This window comes from Bradyrhizobium sp. BWA-3-5, assembly GCF_032917985.1.
Classification (GTDB): domain Bacteria; phylum Pseudomonadota; class Alphaproteobacteria; order Rhizobiales; family Xanthobacteraceae; genus Bradyrhizobium.
Window position 1 is genome coordinate 4778102 of sequence record NZ_CP136626.1, and the last position, 18279, is coordinate 4796380.

At 59.5% G+C, this 18279-nt stretch carries 19 protein-coding genes and 1 pseudogene; 6 read left to right on the forward strand and 14 right to left on the reverse strand.

Translation table 11 applies throughout. From position 1 onward, the window contains the following. Nucleotides 1–10: 10 nt before the first annotated feature. From trbE to RX331_RS23265, 6 genes are read right to left on the reverse strand one after another with little or no spacing between them, the layout of a single operon-like run. On the reverse strand, nucleotides 11–2593 hold the full coding sequence (gene trbE / locus RX331_RS23240; protein ID WP_317252228.1) for a conjugal transfer protein TrbE: 2583 nt from the start codon (nucleotides 2591–2593) through the stop codon (nucleotides 11–13). After that, entirely contained in the window at nucleotides 2587–2844 is a 258-nt protein-coding gene (locus RX331_RS23245; protein ID WP_317252229.1) for a VirB3 family type IV secretion system protein, read from the reverse strand. Before RX331_RS23245 ends, trbE begins: the two co-directional genes overlap by 7 nt. After that, nucleotides 2844–3197 carry a TrbC/VirB2 family protein gene (locus RX331_RS23250; RefSeq protein ID WP_317252230.1) on the reverse strand — a complete coding sequence of 118 codons (354 nt, stop codon included), beginning with the start codon at nucleotides 3195–3197 and terminating at the stop codon, nucleotides 2844–2846. Before RX331_RS23250 ends, RX331_RS23245 begins: the two co-directional genes overlap by 1 nt. A 17-nt stretch (nucleotides 3198–3214) precedes the next feature. Continuing rightward, on the reverse strand, nucleotides 3215–4198 hold the full coding sequence (gene trbB / locus RX331_RS23255; RefSeq protein WP_317252231.1) for a P-type conjugative transfer ATPase TrbB: 984 nt from the start codon (nucleotides 4196–4198) through the stop codon (nucleotides 3215–3217). Continuing rightward, nucleotides 4191–4787, reverse strand: coding sequence for a hypothetical protein (locus RX331_RS23260; protein WP_317252232.1), 597 nt, complete (start codon nucleotides 4785–4787; stop codon nucleotides 4191–4193). Before RX331_RS23260 ends, trbB begins: the two co-directional genes overlap by 8 nt. Continuing rightward, nucleotides 4759–6786: a conjugal transfer protein TraG gene (locus tag RX331_RS23265; RefSeq protein ID WP_317252233.1), complete on the reverse strand. Its 2028-nt coding sequence runs from the start codon at nucleotides 6784–6786 to the stop codon at nucleotides 4759–4761. Before RX331_RS23265 ends, RX331_RS23260 begins: the two co-directional genes overlap by 29 nt. A 633-nt stretch (nucleotides 6787–7419) precedes the next feature. Here RX331_RS23265 and RX331_RS23270 point away from each other — a divergent pair. From RX331_RS23270 to RX331_RS23295, 6 genes and pseudogenes are all read left to right on the forward strand, one after another. Then, nucleotides 7420–7524: pseudogene (locus tag RX331_RS23270) on the forward strand (DUF4172 domain-containing protein); the annotation flags it as partial. Nucleotides 7525–7642: 118 nt separating this feature from the next. Next, nucleotides 7643–8329 (forward strand): Fic family protein, encoded by a 687-nt coding sequence (locus RX331_RS23275; protein ID WP_317252234.1) that lies wholly within the window; start codon nucleotides 7643–7645, stop codon nucleotides 8327–8329. After that, complete coding sequence (locus tag RX331_RS23280; RefSeq protein WP_317252235.1) at nucleotides 8326–8586, forward strand: hypothetical protein; 261 nt, start codon at nucleotides 8326–8328, stop codon at nucleotides 8584–8586. Before RX331_RS23275 ends, RX331_RS23280 begins: the two co-directional genes overlap by 4 nt. A gap of 245 nt (nucleotides 8587–8831) precedes the next feature. Then, nucleotides 8832–9218 carry a hypothetical protein gene (locus RX331_RS23285; protein ID WP_317252236.1) on the forward strand — a complete coding sequence of 129 codons (387 nt, stop codon included), beginning with the start codon at nucleotides 8832–8834 and terminating at the stop codon, nucleotides 9216–9218. A 223-nt stretch (nucleotides 9219–9441) separates the two neighbouring features. Continuing rightward, nucleotides 9442–11013 carry a DUF2235 domain-containing protein gene (locus tag RX331_RS23290; protein WP_317252237.1) on the forward strand — a complete coding sequence of 524 codons (1572 nt, stop codon included), beginning with the start codon at nucleotides 9442–9444 and terminating at the stop codon, nucleotides 11011–11013. Nucleotides 11014–11071: 58 nt separating this feature from the next. Further along, a complete protein-coding gene (locus RX331_RS23295; RefSeq protein WP_317252238.1) occupies nucleotides 11072–11815 on the forward strand; it encodes a hypothetical protein in 744 nt (247 codons plus the stop codon). A 37-nt stretch (nucleotides 11816–11852) separates the two neighbouring features. On the opposite strand, the gene rlxS is transcribed toward RX331_RS23295, so the two are convergent. The 8 genes from rlxS to RX331_RS23335 all read right to left on the reverse strand — a co-directional run bounded on the left by rlxS (nucleotide 11853) and on the right by RX331_RS23335 (nucleotide 18209). Then, on the reverse strand, nucleotides 11853–13820 hold the full coding sequence (gene rlxS / locus RX331_RS23300; protein WP_317252239.1) for a relaxase/mobilization nuclease RlxS: 1968 nt from the start codon (nucleotides 13818–13820) through the stop codon (nucleotides 11853–11855). 91 nt (nucleotides 13821–13911) lie between these two features. Beyond that, nucleotides 13912–14169, reverse strand: a complete 258-nt coding sequence (locus tag RX331_RS23305) for a hypothetical protein (protein WP_317252240.1) — start codon at nucleotides 14167–14169, stop codon at nucleotides 13912–13914. Beyond that, nucleotides 14162–14701 (reverse strand): S26 family signal peptidase, encoded by a 540-nt coding sequence (locus RX331_RS23310; RefSeq protein ID WP_317252241.1) that lies wholly within the window; start codon nucleotides 14699–14701, stop codon nucleotides 14162–14164. The genes RX331_RS23305 and RX331_RS23310 overlap by 8 nt, the downstream gene beginning before the upstream one ends. After that, nucleotides 14691–14909: a helix-turn-helix domain-containing protein gene (locus RX331_RS23315; protein ID WP_057836670.1), complete on the reverse strand. Its 219-nt coding sequence runs from the start codon at nucleotides 14907–14909 to the stop codon at nucleotides 14691–14693. The genes RX331_RS23310 and RX331_RS23315 overlap by 11 nt, the downstream gene beginning before the upstream one ends. Nucleotides 14910–15065: 156 nt before the next feature. Next, nucleotides 15066–15944, reverse strand: a complete 879-nt coding sequence (locus RX331_RS23320; RefSeq protein WP_317252242.1) for a DNA -binding domain-containing protein — start codon at nucleotides 15942–15944, stop codon at nucleotides 15066–15068. A 478-nt stretch (nucleotides 15945–16422) separates the two neighbouring features. Next, the gene (locus tag RX331_RS23325) at nucleotides 16423–16572 is read right to left on the reverse strand and encodes a hypothetical protein (protein ID WP_317252243.1); all 150 of its coding nucleotides are present in this window, start codon (nucleotides 16570–16572) and stop codon (nucleotides 16423–16425) included. A 297-nt stretch (nucleotides 16573–16869) separates the two neighbouring features. Next, nucleotides 16870–17190, reverse strand: a complete 321-nt coding sequence (locus tag RX331_RS23330; RefSeq protein WP_317252244.1) for a DUF736 domain-containing protein — start codon at nucleotides 17188–17190, stop codon at nucleotides 16870–16872. A 539-nt stretch (nucleotides 17191–17729) separates the two neighbouring features. Continuing rightward, entirely contained in the window at nucleotides 17730–18209 is a 480-nt protein-coding gene (locus RX331_RS23335; protein WP_317252245.1) for a hypothetical protein, read from the reverse strand. Nucleotides 18210–18279: the final 70 nt, after the last annotated feature.

Sequence of the window (18279 nt, forward strand, 5' to 3'; positions counted from 1 at the left end):
TGAGTTCAGGTCAAGTCTTGTGGGCCTGTTCGAAGGTGCTGATGAGATTTGCGGCCCAGTGCAGGTCTTTCTCGGCGAGATAGCGCTCGGCGAAGTGATGCGGGCCGGATCGGGCCAGAACGGCGTCTACGCTGCGCTGGTCCTCGGGCGAGGATGCGCCAACAAGCGCGAGCGCCACGGGTCCGAGCCCGAGCTCAAACAGGCGATTGCCCGCACGAGACTGCAGATAGTAGTCGCGCTTGGGGAAAGCTTCGGCGATCAAGCTGACTTGGGTGTCGTTCAAGCCGAACCGGTGATAGGTCTCGGTCTGGGTCGGCTCAATCGCACGCGGGTTCGGCAGGAAGATCCGGCTTGGACAGGATTCGATGATCGCTGGCGCAATCTGGCTCTCGGCGATATCGGCAAGCGACTGGGTCGCGAAGATGACGGCCACGTTCTTCTTACGCAGCGTTTTCAGCCATTCGCGGATGCGGTTCGCAAACAGTGGATCGTCCAGAAACACCCAGGCCTCGTCCAGCACCAGTAAGGTGGGCCGGCCATCAAACCGTTCTTCAAGCGTATGGAACAGATAGGTCAGGACAGGCGCGACCAACCCAGGCAACGCCATCAGTTCCTCCATTTCGAAGGTAAGCACGTCTGCACTAGAAAGTCGGTCAGCGTCAGCGTCCAGGAAGCGCCCGTAAGGCCCTTCGAGCGTGTACGGCTGCAGGGCCTGGCGCAGGGAATCTCTGGCAAGCAGCGCCACCAAACCAGTCATTGTCCGCTGGGAGACTGGCGCAGACCCGAGAATCCTGAGCGCCGACCAGAGCGTTTCCTTGACTTCGGGGGTAACCGTCACGCGTTCATGGGCAAGCACGCCACAAAGCCAATCAAGCGCCCAGAGCCGGGCTCCCTCCTCTGCGACATCCTTCAGCGGCTGAAAGGCTATTCCACCCTTGGCGCCAAGCTCGTACCAGGCACCCGACAGGGCTAGCGTCGTGGCACGTGCGGAACGCCCCTTGTCGAACGTAATCAGCTGCGCGTTCGGATAGCGACGGAATTGAAGGGCGAGCATCGAGAGCAGGACCGACTTGCCTGCTCCGGTCGGGCCGACAACAATAGTGTGCCCCACGTCGCCGGCGTGGAGCGACAGCCGGAACGGGGTCGAGCCCTTCGTCTTGGCAATCAAAAGCGGCGGTCCATTCAAATGATCGCACCGCGCCGGCCCCGCCCACACCGACGACAGCGGGCACATGTGCGCGAGGTTGAGCGTATGGACGATGGGCCGCCGGACGTTGGCATATGCCTGTCCGGGTAGACCGCCGAGCCAGGCTTCGACGGCATTGATGGTCTCACGGATGGTGGTGAAACCCCGGCTGTTGATCACCCGTTCGACGGCGCGAATCTTCTCTTCGGCCGCGTGCGAATGCTCGTCACTAACGGTCACCGTCGTGGTGATGTAACCGAACGCGACGAGGTCGTCGCCAAGCTCGGAGAGCGCCGCATCAGCATCGATAGCCTTGTTGCCGGCATCGGTGTCAAGAAGCGCGGCCTGCTCGTTGAACATCACCTCCTTGACGATCGCTGCCAGCGACTTCCTTTTGGCAAACCACTGGCGGCGGTACCTCGACAAAGTCGCATTTGCTTCAGTTCGATCGAGCGGAATGAATCGGGTCGCCCACCGATAGGGCACACCGAGCCTATTGAGCTCGTCGAGCAGCCCTGGAAAGGTTACATGCGGAAACCCGAGCACCGTCAGCGCGCGAAGATGGCTGCGCCCAATAGCCGGCGCTAATCCTCCTGTGAGAGGCTCGTCGCTCAGAAAACAGTCAAGATAGGCAGGGATTTCCGGAACGCGCACCGGGTGCCGCTTCGTTGAGATGCAGCTGTGGAGGTAAGTCAGCGTCTCCTCGTCATTCAATGGCCAGATTTCCGGCAGAACGGACGACAGCAGATCGATTGCCCGATCGACCTCCTGGATAAAGCGCGCAAGATGATCTCGATAGCTGCGCTCGCGCTCCGGCCGGGATTGTTCAGCCTGTCCTGAGTTAGGCACTCCAGCGTCGGCTGAGCGCTTGCGTTGGCTTTCCTCGTGAGCTGCCGGCCCACGCTGCTGGCCCGATCGTCGAGTTCTGATGTCGCCGTCCCTTGGACGCTCCAGGAAGAGCCCCTCGAGCCGAGACACTCTTTCCGCCGGCGGCAAGTACATGAGCGTAAGATGCAGCACGCTCTCGAAATGCTGGCCTCGCGGCCGCGACGGGCCGTCCCATGAGGCATCAACTGCGCCCTCGAATGCCGCACGTCGTTCCTCATCGATAAGCCAGGACACAGGGTCCGGGAATTCTGACCGCGGGTACTCGGCAGCTTCTATGCGCGTCGCATCAAAGAAGAGCGCCCAGCCCGATCCGAAGCGCTTCAATACGTTATTGACGTGTGAGGCGACGCTCATCAACTCAGCTTCCGTCGCGCTATCGAGGTCGGGTCCTCGATAGCGGATGGTGCGTTGAAAGCTGCCATCCTTATTTAGGACCACCCCAGGCGCCACCAGGCACGCCCACGGCAGCCAGTCCGCAAGCCGATAGGCGTCGGCGCGAAATTCCCGCAGGTTCAGCATGAGAGCCACGCCTTATGTTTGGTGTGGCGGACGGCGACCTCAACGAAGGCCGGATCACGCTTGGCGAGCCAAACCGCCACGCCGTGACCGACAATCCAGAGCGCAAGGCCCGCAAGCCAAAGCCGCAAGCCTAGCGCGAGTGCGGCCGACAGCGTGCCAATGAGGATGGCGGCCGCACGGGGCGCGCCACCCATCAAGATGGGCTCAGTGAGCGAACGGTGGAGCACGAGCTCGAATCCTTCAGGGCGCATCAGATCAGAGCTCCGCCGCCGAACGAGAAGAACGAGAGAAAGAAAGAGCTAGCGGCGAAGGCGATCGAAAGGCCGAACACGACCTGGACCATGCGGCGGAACCCGCCAGAGGTGTCGCCAAAGGCCAGCGAGATTCCGGTCACGGTGATGATAATAACCGCGACGATCTTGGCGACCGGCCCCTGCACCGACTCGAGCACGCGCTCAAGCGGCGCCTCCCAAGGCATGCCAGAGCCGGCCGCATGAGCCGCCGAAGTATAGAGAATGCAGATGGCCGCCGTTCCAAGGACAACGAACGGCCGATAAAGGCCGCAAACGCAGAAACGTGCTGTCAAACACAGTTGAATGAGCATGTCGGATTCTCCGATGATCAGGGACGATGGCTTGTGTTTGGAAGGCCGGACGGGGTTTCGAGAAGGTAATCCCCGGACGGATCAAGACCTTTAAGTTCGGCCACCGCCTCAATCCGGCGCGCTGGGCCTCGCCCCTTGATGAAAACGATGAGATCGATCGCCTCGGCGATAAGCCGGCGCGGAACAGTTGCTACCGCTTCCTGGATCAACTGCTCTATCCGGTAGAGCGCCGCACGCGCCGAGTTGGCATGGACCGTCGCGATCCCACCTGGATGACCGGTGTTCCAGGCCTTCAGCATGTCCAGCGCTTCGGCTCCCCTGACCTCACCCACAATGATGCGGTCGGGACGCAGGCGAAGGGTCGAACGCACGAGATCGGCGAGATTTGCTACTCCCGGCTTGGTGCGGAGCATCACAGCATCCCTGGCGTCACACCGCAGCTCGCGGGTGTCTTCAATGACGACGATGCGCTCATTCAGGCATGCGATCTCCGCCAGAAGCGCATTGGCCAGTGTGGTCTTGCCCGATCCGGTCCCACCAGCAATCAGCATGCTGCGGCTTTCCGCAACCGCCGTAGTCAGCACTTTTGCCATCAGCGGCGATACAATCTGCGCCTTGACGTAGTCGGATAAACGGAACGTGGTTGTGGCGGGTTTGCGAATCGAAAAGCATGGCGCAAGAGAGACTGGGGGCAAGATACCTTCGAACCGCTCACCAGTCTCGGGAAGCTCCGCCGAGATGATCGGAGACGAGCCGCCTGCTTCTGCCCGCACATGGCTCGCCACCAAGCGAATAATACGCTCGGCCTCCTGGCTCGTGAGAATGACGCCGGTGTCCGCGCGGCCCGACCCGTGGCGGTCGAGCCATAGCTTGCCATCGGGATTGACCATGACCTCGACGACGTCAGCTTCTTCCAAGGCAAGCGCGATGGCAGGCCCCATTGCGGTTCGCAACATGCGGCGGCGGCGTTCGCGAGTTTCAGGCGAGAGAAGATCAGACATAACCGACCTCCTCTCGCCCTGCCGGAGACAGCCCCGGCGGCTCGCCCGACGCCTGCTGCGCACGGGATTGGGTTGCGTAAGTATCCTTGGCGACCCCGAGAGGTGCCCCCTCCTCCAAATGCCGCATGAAGAGATCCGGATTGGATGTCGAAACCTTCTCCAAGACTTCGGCGACTAGCGTGGCGCCCGCCGCGACGCGTTTTCCCACCTGGGCGACGAATCTCTCGAACCGCTCGCGCCCGAGTGCGCGCGCCGCGTCCTGATCACCGGAAGGCAGAGGCGGCGTAATCGTCAGGTAGTAGCGGGCAAACAGAGCGACGGTTTCCGCTATGATGGAAAGATCGCGGTCCACATGGTCGAGCTGCCGGCTCATGCGGTCGAGCCTGCGGATCAGCGCCGCATCGCCGCTTGCGTCTCTCTCCGGATTGAGGAAGCGATCGAGCGCGGCATCGACGATCGCCGATTTGTTGGTTCCGGGTCGCTTTGCGGCTAGCTCGAGCCGCTCTGCTACGCCGTCAGAAACATAGGCCGAGAGTTTGGGTTTCATTCCAGAATTCCCGTCAGAACGCAGGAAGAAGATCGTCGTCATCGCGGGTCACGGCGTGCGCGCTGCGGATAGTGCTCGGGGCGTTGGCCCCCCGCTGCATCTGGTTACGATCCGCGGCTACGTCTGCGTCATCATCGAGCAGGCGCTCCTCGGCGAACCTTGCCGCCTCAGTATGAGGACCTGTCTCTTCGAACAGCGGCAGTTGCTGCTTCAGACCGCCCTCCTCGGCTCCTGACTGCATGAGGTCGCGGTACGGCAGGGTCGCCAGCCGAAGATCGACCGTGCGGATCTGACTGGCCCAGTCGTTTGGACGTGCCGCCGGACGGTCGCGATACTCGTCCGTGGCGAGCTGTGGCGGTGAACGCAGGCGCCTTACAAAATTAACGTCCTCATAGTGGCGGAGCTTATTGGCCCGAACCGGCGCAAGACCCGAAACCAGCACGATGGCCTGGTCGGGTGGCAGTTGCATCACTTCGCCAGGAGTGAGCAGCGGCCGCGCAGTCTCCTGGCGGCTGACCATGACGTGGCCGAGCCAAGGAGCGAGCCGATGACCGGCATAGTTCCGCTGCGCTCTTAGTTCCGTCGCGGTGCCGAGCGCGTCCGAAATGCGCTTCGCAGTGCGCTCGTCGTTTGCGGCAAAGGCGATGCGGACATGACAATTGTCCAGGATCGCGTTGTTCTCGCCATAGGCCTTTGCGATCTGGTTGAGCGATTGGGCGATCAGATAGGCGCGGATGCCGTAGCCGGCCATGAACGCAAGCGCACTCTCAAAGAAATCAAGCCGGCCGAGCGCTGGGAATTCGTCCAGCATCAACAATAGCTGGCGCTGCTTGGCCTCACCCACCTTCGTGTTCAAGGATTCGGTCAAGCGGCGGCCTATCTGGTTGAGGATTAGCCGGATCAGCGGCTTGGTGCGGCTGATGTCCGAGGGCGGTACGACCAGGTACAGCGTGACCGGTTTCTCGGCGCTGACCAGATCGGCAATGCGCCAATCGCAGCTTTCGGTATTCCGACTGACGATCGGATCGCGGTAGAGCCCGAGAAAGCTGACAGCGGTCGACAGGACGCCCGATCGCTCATTTTCGGACTTGTTGAGGAGCTCGCGCGCGGTCGCGGCGACCACCGGATGGACCTTCGGCTCAGCCTCGGTACCGAGATGGTTTGTGGCCATCATAATCCGCAGCGTCTTCTCAAAGGACTGCGCGGGATCGGCCAGGATCTCGGTCACACGTGTGAGCGTCTTCTGCTCTTCTGCATAAAGAACATGAAGGATTACGCCGACCAACAGGGAATGGCTGGTCTTTTCCCAATGGGTGCGGCGCTCCAGCGCCCCTTCCGGGTCGACCAGGATGTCTGCGATGTTCTGGACATCCCGCACTTCCGCAGCGCCCTTTCGGACCTCGACCAACGGATTGTAACGGGCGCTTCTTCCGTCGGTCGGATTGAACAGCAGGCAATGCGAAAAGCTAGAGCGCCAGCCAGAGGTTAGCTCCCAGTTCTCACCTTTGATGTCATGCACCACCGCCGACGAAGTCCAGGACAATAGCGTCGGCAGCACAAGCCCAATGCCCTTGCCCGAGCGTGTCGGGGCAAAGCACATGACGTGCTCCGGTCCAGCATGACGCAGGTAATTGTTTTCAAGCCGCCCAAGAAACACGCCTTTTGCCGCGAACAGGCCGGCTTCCTTGATCTCCTTTGGCGTTGCCCAGCGCGCCGAGCCGTACGTCGTTACGAGCTGATTTTGCCGCGCCCGCCACACCGAATTGAGTACGGCGAACAGTGAGCCCAAGACACCGCCGGCCCCAGCAATGACACCGCCCGTTTCAAAGATCTCGGGCGCATAGGCCTCGTAGGCGTACCACCATTCGAACAATCGCCACGGCAGATAGACGGGATGATCTGCGATCAAAAACCAGGGCGAGCCAAGCTGCGCCTGAAAGCCGAGAGCTGCCGCGGTCCATTGCGTCGCTCCCCACGTTGACGCGATGACGATGGCGAAGACGACAGTGATCTGACCGACGTAGATTTTTGCCGGAAACATTTTCCGCCCCACTCACTTCTCGCAACGAGTGCGGCGAGATGAAAAGCGGGAGTGCGCCGAGCATTCAACCGGAATAAAAATCGTCGGCGACAACGAAATCCGCGCCGATCAAACTCATCGATGAGAGATCGTCAGTGCGCCAATTTCAGTGTGGTTGAGGAAGCGCCTCAATAGAACGTGAACAGCATGATCAAATTGGATCAATTATCCGGTCCAGTTTCTAGTACTCAGCGCGCAAGCCTGTCCCGAAGTGAGAGAACGAATCGAACCAACCCGGTTTGAGCAACGTCTTCGATTGGTAGCATTGGCCGATCGCGCGGAAGAGCGCGCGTTCCACTCGTTTTGCGAAACGACTATAGCCGGGCGCGAACGAACGACCGCTTTGGAAGCCAATAGCGGGACACTTGCGGTCGCACTGCCCTCAAGGCGCCGGCAAAATAATTCGTTAAAGGAAGTCAGGCGCCACTGGCGAATTGGAGAACGTTAGGGGCAAGTCTGAGTTGCTCACTACTTTGATACTCCACCCCCCAGTGATGCGGAGATTAGCGGCTTATTCTCCGCATAATTTGCAGGGAATACTTGCGGATGCGGATAAACCCGCCATATTCTCCTTCTCCGCAAGGAGTGCGGAGAATGCCGGGATACATCCACCAACTATCTGATTGGCCTCTTTTTTCTTGGGACACCGATGCGCTCGCGAAGCAGCTCGCGGCCGTCCGCCCGCGCCAGGGACAGCTCATAAGCCGGATGCAGGCGCTGGGCTTCCCGCAGCAGGAGGAGGCCGTCCTGACTACCCTGGACCGAGGAGGTTCTCAAATCGAGCGAAATCGAGGGAGAAAAACTCGACAAGGATGCGGTGCGCTCATCGCTCACGCGTCGGCTCGGCATGGCCGCCGGCGCCTTGCCGTCAGCGGATCGCAACGTGGAAGGCATTGTCGAGATGATGCTCGACGCCACTCAGAAATTCAAAGCCGAGCTCACAGCAGAGAGACTCTTCGGCTGGCATGCGTCGCTCTTTCCGACGGGCCGCAGCAACATGAAGAAGATCGCTGTGGGAGCCTGGCGCGACGCCTCGGCAGGACCAATGCAGGTCGTCTCTGGCGAATACGATCGTGAGCGCGTGCATTACCAGGCACCGGCCGCCGACAAGCTAGGTGCTGAAATAACCACGTTTCTCGATTGGTACAACGCCGAAGAGAAGATCGATCCGATCATCAAGGCCGCAATCGCACATCTTTGGTTCGTGACAATCCATCCCTTCGAGGACGGTAATGGGCGTATCGCGCGCGCCATCGCCGACATGTCGCTCGCCCGGTCAGAAGAAATTCCGCAACGCTTCTACAGCATGTCGGCCCAGATACGCGCAGAACGAAAGACCTACTACGATATGCTGGAGAGCACCCAGAAGGGCGACCTTAACGTCACGCCGTGGCTGGAGTGGTTTTTGGATTGTCTCGACCGCGCCTTCAGTGGGCTGAAACCATTCTCGCAGCTGTATTTGAGAAGGCGGAGTTCTGGAAACGGCACGCCTCTGCCAGCATGAATGATCGACAGCGCGATATGCTGAATCGTTTGCTTGACGGTTTCGAGGGAAAGCTAACCTCCAGCAAATGGGCAACGATCGAAAAGTGCTCGCCACATACAGCGCTACGCGACATCCAGGGCCTTGTTGATCAGGGTATCCTGACCAAAGATCAGGGGGCGGAAGAAGCACAAGCTACTCCCTCGTCTCGGCTTGATGGCCTTACCCGCGATCCGTTGCACGCAACAGGCGATCCTCAACGCATCCAACGCTTCTGAGCTACAGGCGACGGTCGCTTCCGCCGATCAACGACATGTTCAGGAACGAGGCGTTACTGAACGCAGACATACCCACAGGCAATTCTGCTTCAAGCGTGCATACTATAGCCAAACAACCTGACAGCGTGCAGTATCAGGTCATTTAGAATCCGAACGCATCCGCAAGGGCGAGCCAGATTGCGAGCCCCAATGCTGCGTTGAGACCAGATCTTATGATCAGGACGCCGCTTTGAGCCGGGAACGCAATGGCCAAGATCGTTATTCTGTTCGCGCTGACGCTTGCACTTAATCTCGCGGTCAGGTTTTTCGTTGCACCGCGATATGGCAAGGACGTCGCGGCGCGCTTTCTCGAACATCTTAAGTACATTCCCTCGCAGAACGAAGCGCTCAGCCACGCTTCCCTTGCACGCTGGCTCGCCGACAAAACCCAATCAGGAACAATCAGCGGATACCTCTTTCCGGTGCTTTTTCCGCTCGACATCCTCTTTCTGATCTGCCTCGGACTGTTCCTCGGCTTTGTGTCGGTCCCGCTCGCGGAGCAGTTGGGATTCTTGTCGTGCCTTCCAAGCTGGATGTGGTGGGCTTTCCGATCTGCTACATGGCCTTTGATATCGCGGAAGACATCGCCATAGCAGCCATTTTCAAATCATTCGTTCCGCTCACGGCAGGCTCATTCCGCCTGTTGAGTATTCTCACCGCTATCAAGACTGCATGTCTAAAGGCCGCGATTGGCCAAGTCGCCGTTCTCGGTGCGCTAAATTTGCTCCCGTATTTCATGCCCTTCGGCAGGCCGACCTGAGCCGAGACACTGCGATCTAAACAATCGATTGCAATCAGTTCTACTGGAGAACAGCAATGGCCAAAAAGATCATTCTGCTTTCGGATGGTACCGGAAACTCGGCGGGCAAGGTCTGGCGCACGAATGTGTGGCGGGTATTCCAGGCACTCGAGCTCAAGGGCTCCAACCAGATCGCAATTTATGACGATGGCGTGGGAACGTCATCGTTCGCCGCCTATCGCGCCTACCGGCACAACAAGTACCCGGCTTGGAATCTGCAATATCCATTCCGGCTCGCACGCTTCTGGCTCGACAAATTGTTCTATACTTCCTGTGAGCGTCCACTCGAAAGCATTGAGTTCGTCGGCGTATGGGACACGGTCGCGGCCTATGGTTTGCCGATCGACGAGATGACGCGAGGCGTCAGCGAGTGGATCTGGCCGCTGGAACTGCCGAACCAGGAGTTCAACAAGAAAATCGTCAAGGCCCGGCATGCGCTCGCAATCGACGACGAACGCGCAACCTTCCATCCGGTCTTATGGAACGAGGATGAAACCAACACGCAGCCGAGCGGTACCAGCCGGTCGACCAGCGGCGAACAATTGCTGCAGGTATGGTTTGCCGGCGTGCACTCGAACGTAGGCGGCGGGTACCCGGACGATTCCCTCGCCAACGTCTCACTTGCCTGGATCATGGCGGAAGCGAAAGAAGCCGGCCTCACCTTCAAGGACATGCCTGACGATGAGCCAGATGCCTTGCTGAGCACTGATTCGGCAAAGGACAAAGACGGGCGGCTCTACGACTCAAGAAGCGGACTTGGCGGCTATTACCGATACAGCCCCCGAAAAATCGCCGACTTCTACGATGCGGTGCCAGTCACTCTCGACAAGGACGGCAAACCTCACCCGCAGCGCCTGCCCAAGATCCACGATGCTGTGTTCGGTCGGATAAGAATGGGTGCGCACTTCTATGCGCCGATTGGATTTCCAAAGAACTATGAGGTCGTGAAGTCAACAGATGCTGCGGTAACTTACTCGGCAATTGGACCCACGATGTCCAATGTCAGCTCCACCATCGAGCCCAACACAAAAGGGGTAGCGGAAGGCGAACAGGCGAAGGATCGACACGCGGCCCAGGAAGCGATCTGGGACGTCGTCTGGCGAAAGCGCGCGATTTACTTCCTGACCGTTTTCGTGACCGGCTATCTCCTGCTCTATCCGCTCCTGAGGGACAGCTATGCCTTTCAGGAGCTCCGAACCCCACTTCGGATGGTCTCAGACACCATTCGCCTGATCGGCGCAGTCCTTCCAGGACTGGCGTCCCGCTGGATCGATGCCTATGCCCGGGATCCAGCATGGTTCCTGATCTGGGCAGGTCTCGTTGCCTTCCTGATCTGGATAGGCGTCCGGCTCGGCCAATCGATCAGTGACCGGATGCGGCTCTTGTGGAGCGAGTATCTTCCGTCTACGAACAAGCCCGCCGAACCGAAGCCTCACCGCTCCGGAGCATCATGTTCGTCGCCGCTATCGCTTACGTGCTGTTCTACCCTCTGTTTGGCCGCGTACCTGGACTTGGCTGGTTGGTGCTGCCCCCTACATGGGATGAAATTCTGCTTGCCTATACGGCGGAGCCCGTCCGCAGTGTTCTGATTGCGTTTCTCGTTTTGTACTTCCTGCCAGAGTTTGCGATCAGGAAGCTCAGACAATTTTGGATCTATCAATCATCCTGCAAGGCTTCAAATTTTACTTCGCGCCGGCGGTTTCAGCACTTGGCATGCTGTATTTGGCGCTCGCGTTCGGAAGCCACTATCTGTTCTCTATCCGAGATTCATTTGGGACTTTCTGCACGGAGACTGCAGGGCTGGATGCCAGCCGTAACGGGTTAATGCATGTCGGCGGCAAGCAGCAGGCCGAATTCATCTTCGATACCTCTGATGGCGCCGTTAACAAACCGAACAATCTTTGTATATCCACCGGCGTCTTTCTGGAAACCGGCGTTCGGTATCGCGTCGTCTTCAAGCGGCTCCCCGACCCTGAGACCAATCCGCCTTCGGGCAAGTGGACGTTCTTTGACGAAGAGTCCTACATGGGCGGTCAGCCGGTGTCCCACCTGTCCGGATGGAAGTCCGTGGTCATGACTGTCTTGTTCCCATTTCGCAGGAGCTTTGACCGTCCGTGGGGCAACATCGTTCTTCGGATCGGCTCGAGAGGCAATGAGGAGGATTTTCTCGACTGGGCCCCGCCAAGGCAGAGCGACAGCCTGCTCCCGGACAAAAAGGATTTTGCCGTCTCCGACAAGTCCGAAACCCTCGCTGAAGGGCTGACGCCCAAACGCGATGGCGAATTGTTCGTTTACCTGAACAAGCCCGTGGTCGGGTTGTGGGGTTACGAGATCTCACTCGGCGACTGGATTAGGACGACTCGTCCCGCCAAGATACTGATCGAACGGTAACAGGGGAGATTCCAAACTGGTACCACGAGAGGCAGCGTCAGCGTCCGAGGCCGCGCTTCAGGCCAATTGACCAGGATATCCCCTCTCTACCAACGTTGCCTGTCACCATTTGTCCCCTCGCCCGTTCGAGAACCGGGCGCCATGGCACTAGCGCAAAGTCTCGAGACCGCTCGATAAGGGCATAGCGTCCACTGTTGAGCGTCAGCATGCGCCGGTAGACGCCGGTGAGGCGGTCTCCTGCTTGGACCTCGACATGCTCGAGGCCGTTTCGCGCTGCAATGTCCGAAGCGGTCCTGGCAAGTTCGCGGGCTTCAAGTGTCCGCACCAGATCTCTGGCATACCGCAGTTGGCCCCTCTCCTCGCGCGCAAGGCCCTGCTCGATCAGCCATTGCCGCCTCGCCCGCAGAGCCCTCTCGACCTCTGCACCCATTCCGCTTGGCCCGAGGGTCTCTGGCGTTTTGACAAGGAGCTGGCGGTCGAGCCAGGTCGCCCCCAGAGCCTGCGGCAGGTCTTCGAGCCTTTGCCATGACAGCACCGCGACCTGCACCGGACTGCGCGACCGCTGTAGCTGCTCGTATCTGAGCGCCTGATCAAGATAGTCCTTGCCGACACGCCAGCTACCATCGGCACGACTGGTCACCATCCCTTGCCGCCGGATCGCCTCAAGACGTCGAACGTGGGATCCAACAAATTCGGTTGACGCTCGCGGGTCGAACTCACGGTGAAGGGAGGCGCTATAGACACCGTCCTGGGCGGCAGCGATCTTTGCGATGGTTCGGTCAATCTCGCCTAGCTCGGCAGTTCGCGATTTGAGTTCGACGATAGTGTTCCGGACCAGTGGCTCATCGTTCGTACCGATGGCGCCGATCTCGGCATAGTGCGTCCGTCCATCGAGTCCATCAATCACCACATACCGGCGCTCCGTCAGTTCGTCCGTAAACCCTTCCCCCACGACCCGTCCGATCAGACGTTGGTTACTCCGTTCGGGATCGAAGATCGCATAGCTGCCGGCGGCTCGTGCAACTCCTGCCGCTGCAAGCTCACGATGCATCGTCTTGATGATGTCGCCACGCTCACCCATCCGCCGGAGCTTCGTTTCCAGTTCGGAATCGATCCGCCAACGGCCAGGGCTCTCCTCCTCAGCCAGTCCCATCCGTTCGAGCGTTCGAAGCCGCCCCATCCGCGCGGAACGCCAGACCGGATCCTTGGGCCGCACGCTGAGCTGAAAAATCGCCTCCCGAGTGTCACGAAGGATTGCCCTATCAAGGCGCGTCAAACGCTCGGCCGTGACCTCATACTGGAGCTTCCGCGCGGCCTCGATCTCAGTCTCTGGACCAAGCTCCCGGGTGATGAGGTCCGCAGCCCGCGCGCGAAAGCCATGGGCGATGTAGTCGCGCGCGATTACGAGATCATGTCCTTGGCCATCCTTGCCGCGCAAGATGATATGGCTGTGCGGATGGCCCGTGTTGAAGTGGTCCGCAGCCACCCAGTCGAGCCTGGTGCCGAGATCCTGCCCCATCTGATGCATCAGATCGCGAATGAAGGGCTTCAGGTCGGAGAGCTCCGCGCTGTCTTCCGGTGCCACGATGAGCCGGAACTGGTGACGATCCCCGGCACATCGTTCTGTGAAGGCCTTGCCGTCTGCCCGGTCATTGGTTGCGTCGTAGAGCTCCCCTGGCTCAAAGTCCCGCGTGACACCGTCGCGTTGCACGTAGCGCAGATGGGCCCGGATGGCAGCACTATCACCGGCCTTGATGCGCACGATGCGCGCCTTGATCACGACCCGACGCAGGCCCTTAGCTTTCGCACGCCCGGCCAGCACCGCGCCTTGCGCGTATCCGCGGCCGATCCGTCCACCTGAGAAGTCCGACGCGCGACGCAAACTGGGGCCGGCCTTCTCGGCTGCTTGGCGGACACGCCGGAGATAGCTGGTCGCCCTCCTGGCTTTGCGGTTGCCGATCCGACCGAGCTTCACTTCGAATTCGTCGTCGTCGACGCCATGCATGACGTGAGGACCCTTCAGGAAGGCCGGAGATATGTGAAGCCGGCGTGCGACTGCCAAGACGCAGACGCAATCAACGAACGACAGCATTGCTTTAAGCCACAATTGGCGACATCGCGCCCAACGATGTCGCCAATTCTTGGATGTGCAGACAAGGACCTAAGCGGGGTGAAGCGCCAGTACTTTTATCTTGCTCTCCCGCTTCGCTCGTTTCAGCCGTTGATCTAAATGGAAGAGCTTGCTTGACCGCCAAGCTCGCGATCTCGCTGCGGATGGCGCCCGGCCGCTCGGGTGAAGAGGTACGCGTCGGTTTTACGACGCGCAGATCGCCGCCATGCGCCACTTCAAACATCCGACTTCCAAGTCCAGAGCGGGTGCGCCACGCCCAAGACATCGCAACGCAGAACTGGTCCGAAGTATCGCGAATCGAACGAATGAGGGTGTGGCTGCAGCAGGAAAAATTCCCCCTCGACGAGTTTCATGCAGCCTTCCCAGGACGGAAGCGGAAACCCCTCGCGGTCCTTCTCCAGTAAGTCAGCGACGACCTTGCCGTTGATGGATATGGTGCCGATCGGCTCTTTGGCGCGGCAGACTTCGTCTCCACCGCTCGCTTCGACCCGCTTCAGAAGCGGTACCGGCAGAGGCAAAATCTTGTGGGCGATGAGCAAGAGTTCGATCGCGGGAGGCGGCTTGTAGACGGCGAGTTCGCCGGGCACTGGTAAACGTTGCTCCAGATAGTAGAAGCCCGTCGGAGCGCTGCCCGACGCATTGTAAATCAAGAGCGGCACAGAGGGCGCAGAGGACACCACAAGAGTGATGATCCCAGCGCACATGGCCGAGAGAATGCTGGCCTGGCGCCACAGTCTTGTGCGATCAATCTGCATCGGAGGTCGACCTCCGCTTGCTTGCCTGCGACCATTCGACGAGATCTTCGATGTGGTAGCGGACATACCGTCCGTGCTTGCGGTAAGCGGGCCCTCTGCCGTTCACCCGCATCTTCTCTAGGGTGTTCTTGGTAAGCCGGAGCCAGGCGGCGGCTTCCACCGTGTTGAGGAACCGCTTTTCCGGCTCCATGTCGTCGCTCTTTGTCATCGTCGAAGGTCCCCTTCTCGAATCTCGCACAACTAAGAGATGCAAGGAGAAGCGTCGTCAGATCCGGACCGTTTTTGGCAGTGTCGAAGATGGCGGGCGTTGTTTCGCCATCCCACGCGAGCAAAACTCGTCAAAGCCACAACATGGCCGAGTCCTCTAACTCAGGAGATCGCGATAACCGCCCTTCATCAACTCGGTGCCTTTGGCGACGAGGCGACGCGTGCGGTCCTTCAAATATTGACTAGGCCCCAGCCATTCCTCAGCAACTTTCTTCTCTCCAAATAGAGTAATCGCGATCTGCCGATACGTCTTGCCGTTCAGGCTTTCATCGAGCGCGATGAGGGCCTGGCGGAGGCGTTCGTCGCCTGAAAGCGTTGGTCTCTGAAGATTGCTAACATCGCTGTCAGTTAAGCGGTGAAGCCCCTTCAGGACCTCGGTCTGCCCTGAGAGATCGTCGAGGTCGTGGAGTTCAAAGACCGCAGCAAATGGCGCGGTCAGGACGGACAGGTCTTTGATTTCGACATTGACGCGAACGCCGCCGATGCCTTTGATCGAAACGTACTGAACGCCTTCGGTATCAATTACCGCTAGTCGATCGCCATTGAAGTCAGCGAGTGCGCGCGTGATGGCACCGCTGTGCTCATTCGGCATCCTAGCACTCAGCCGGACCACGCGTTTCAAGGCATTGGCATGCCAGATTACGGTTGCGTCGTGGGCGCAGAGTCTCGGATCGGCGAAGGCGTAAAGCCCCCACTTCTCCGCGCGCGGAAATCGCTGCCTGAGGCGCAGCAGGCGCGTGCCGTCCTTCAATGTAATGCATGGCAGGTGCCGCGGAACGGAGGTTCGCCAGTCGGCAATATAGTCCTCATTTCGGCGTAAGAACTCCCACGCCCAGTCGGCCCCATCGTAATCGGCGGCCGTCCAGGAAAACGCGTCGTCATCGGTGCGACCACGCGAAGAACCAACGCAATGATTCAATAGCCGCCCCCTGTAGATAGCTTTTTCAGCGCGGATCGTTTGGGCCAAATGGGGCAAGAGAACGGCCCTCAGGAATTGGGTTGCGGTTCCGTTCTTTTGCGTCGTGCATTTGGGTTTTGGGAGAGACAAGCGACTCGAAAGGTCTAAGTGGGTAACTGAGCTGTCTCAATGTCAATGTTGCCAATTTGATGTTATATTTCAGTGGTGCATGCCCATTCCTGGCCTGCACTATTTCAGCTGAGGAATGATGGAGGACACATGGCCAAGAAAGCAAAGAAGGCAAAAAAGACGACAGCGAAAAAAGCCAAAAAGAAGAAAAAGTAGCTTCTTTCCGTGACGACGTGCTCTCATCTATCAGGGCGTCGCGCGCTGGGTAACTCGCCAGTGTAGTTGATTTAACCGCCTTGATTAGATTGATAGCGCAGAACACCTAAGCCGGATCGCACGTGCTTTGCGCTATGCGGACCGGCTTTTGGTTTAGTGGTACTGATTGTCCCGACGATGGCGGCCTCCAACGCAAAGACGCCATGAGCACTTAGTGGAAGCCATTCATCATCGTCGACACAAGTTTCGATAGCAGCAGAGCGGTCGATGTCAGCGCCGAAAGGCTGACGATCGCTTGCGCGACGCAGATGCGCTTGAGCGTTGCCCCTTGCTCGTGAAACGCCCTAAACGAATGCGCCATCATTCGGCTCCATGATACGATCCATAGCTTCCTCTGGGCAGAGTTATAGAGCGAGTCGCGTCGATCGTTGTTGGCCTAATTTGCGCTTGCGCGCTTGACTCTTCGGCGACTCACACGAGCGCCTCCGCGAGGCGGAGTGGAGGTTTCGCGTCGAATCGTTGCGCGAAATCTGAGTAAATAAAAAAAGGAGGCCGAGATCGGCAACGGCGCAAATGCGACGAAGGCAAAGCCTATCGGGCTGACGGATCCAGGGAAGGCCCCGCCCGGAGAATACCGGGCGGGGCTTGGCAGCTGCTCTCAATCTCCGCTCTTCCGCGGCCGCGACCAAAGGAGCGTGTAGCCTTCGCCGCTTTCCTCGTCGAACAGGTTCGCGTAGATCGGCGCGTTGAACGAGGGGTCGTCGAGCTTGAGCGAGAGATAGTCGCGGCCCTCCTCGGAGCGCTTTGACCAGGCCGCTCCGATCTCCGCCCGGCCGACGTAGACGCGGTGGCTGGGGGCGTTTTCGCTTGCGCGGTTGGGCTCGGCGATGATGCGGACGCCTCTGGCCTGCAGGCTCAGGGTGATGATCTCGCCCTGGAAATCGTTGCCGACCTTCTTGAAAGAACCGATGGTAGCCATGTCACTTCTCCTTGGTTGTTTCGAGCCCGCGACCACCGCGGCCTCGATGGCGAAGAACAGGCCGAAGGCGATCGGCGACGCACCCGCTTGGGGGCCGGAGTGCAGCGGAGGACGCCGGCGGAAAGACTTTCTTGCCTCGCGAGGAATGGGCTTTGCCCAGGGGAAGAAAGTCTTGACGACGTCGTTGCGGCTCAGACGATCGAGGCGCAGCCGGTCTTCGGCCAGATCAAGCCATCAAGAGGCCAGGTGCGTCGGCGGGCTAGACAGCCCAGGAGAAGACGTGAGCAATTATCGGGCTTCAGCATGTAAAAGGGCGGCTCGTTCCAGCGCAATAAACAAACAGCGTGCGGGAAACACGCGATCGATTGCCGAGATGCCCCTATCGCAACCGAGCCCCCGTCCACTACACTCGGTGTCGAATGATCGGCATCCTGGTCCTGTGGCGTTCCGAAAGATGCCGCGTTCTCCAATGAGCGAGGCTCGAGAGCTCCGCCGCGCGTACATCAATGCGCGGGTGTTCGAGAACCTGGTGGTAAAAATCACTCCTCGCGCATTTCAGCCGCCAGTAGCGGTTGAGGCTCGCTCCGGACCTCACCGCCCCGGCCAAACGAACGTGACCCGGCGTAAATGGCCAGGCGGCTCCAGGCCGTCGCGCCGGCACAAATCGCCCCGGTCCAGGCGAAGACCTCACGCCAGAGCAGCGATGGAACGCCGATCTGAGAGGCCGCAAAAATTAGATCGTAGCTCGCCAGTGCCGCCGGACCGACGAATGCCGCGCCAATTAGAGTGCGGACGATCAGCGGCCGGGCGGCAAATGCGAGTTGACCAATCGTAATCGCCACGGCTCCAGCGGCGATGCCGGTGAAGAGCGTGCCAAACAATCCGGCGCCGCTGTGAAGCGCCACCGTAGCGATGTAAAAAGCGATCAAAAATGGAAGAGCGTACACCGTGAGCTCAAAGACGAGCCAACAGACGACACCGATTCCGAGAATGTTGAGAATGAGTCCAATGGCAAGCATGGTGGCGAGCTCCGTTCAAAGATGTGACGGGTCGCGCCTTCCACCACCACCACGGCGCCGGCGAAAGTTA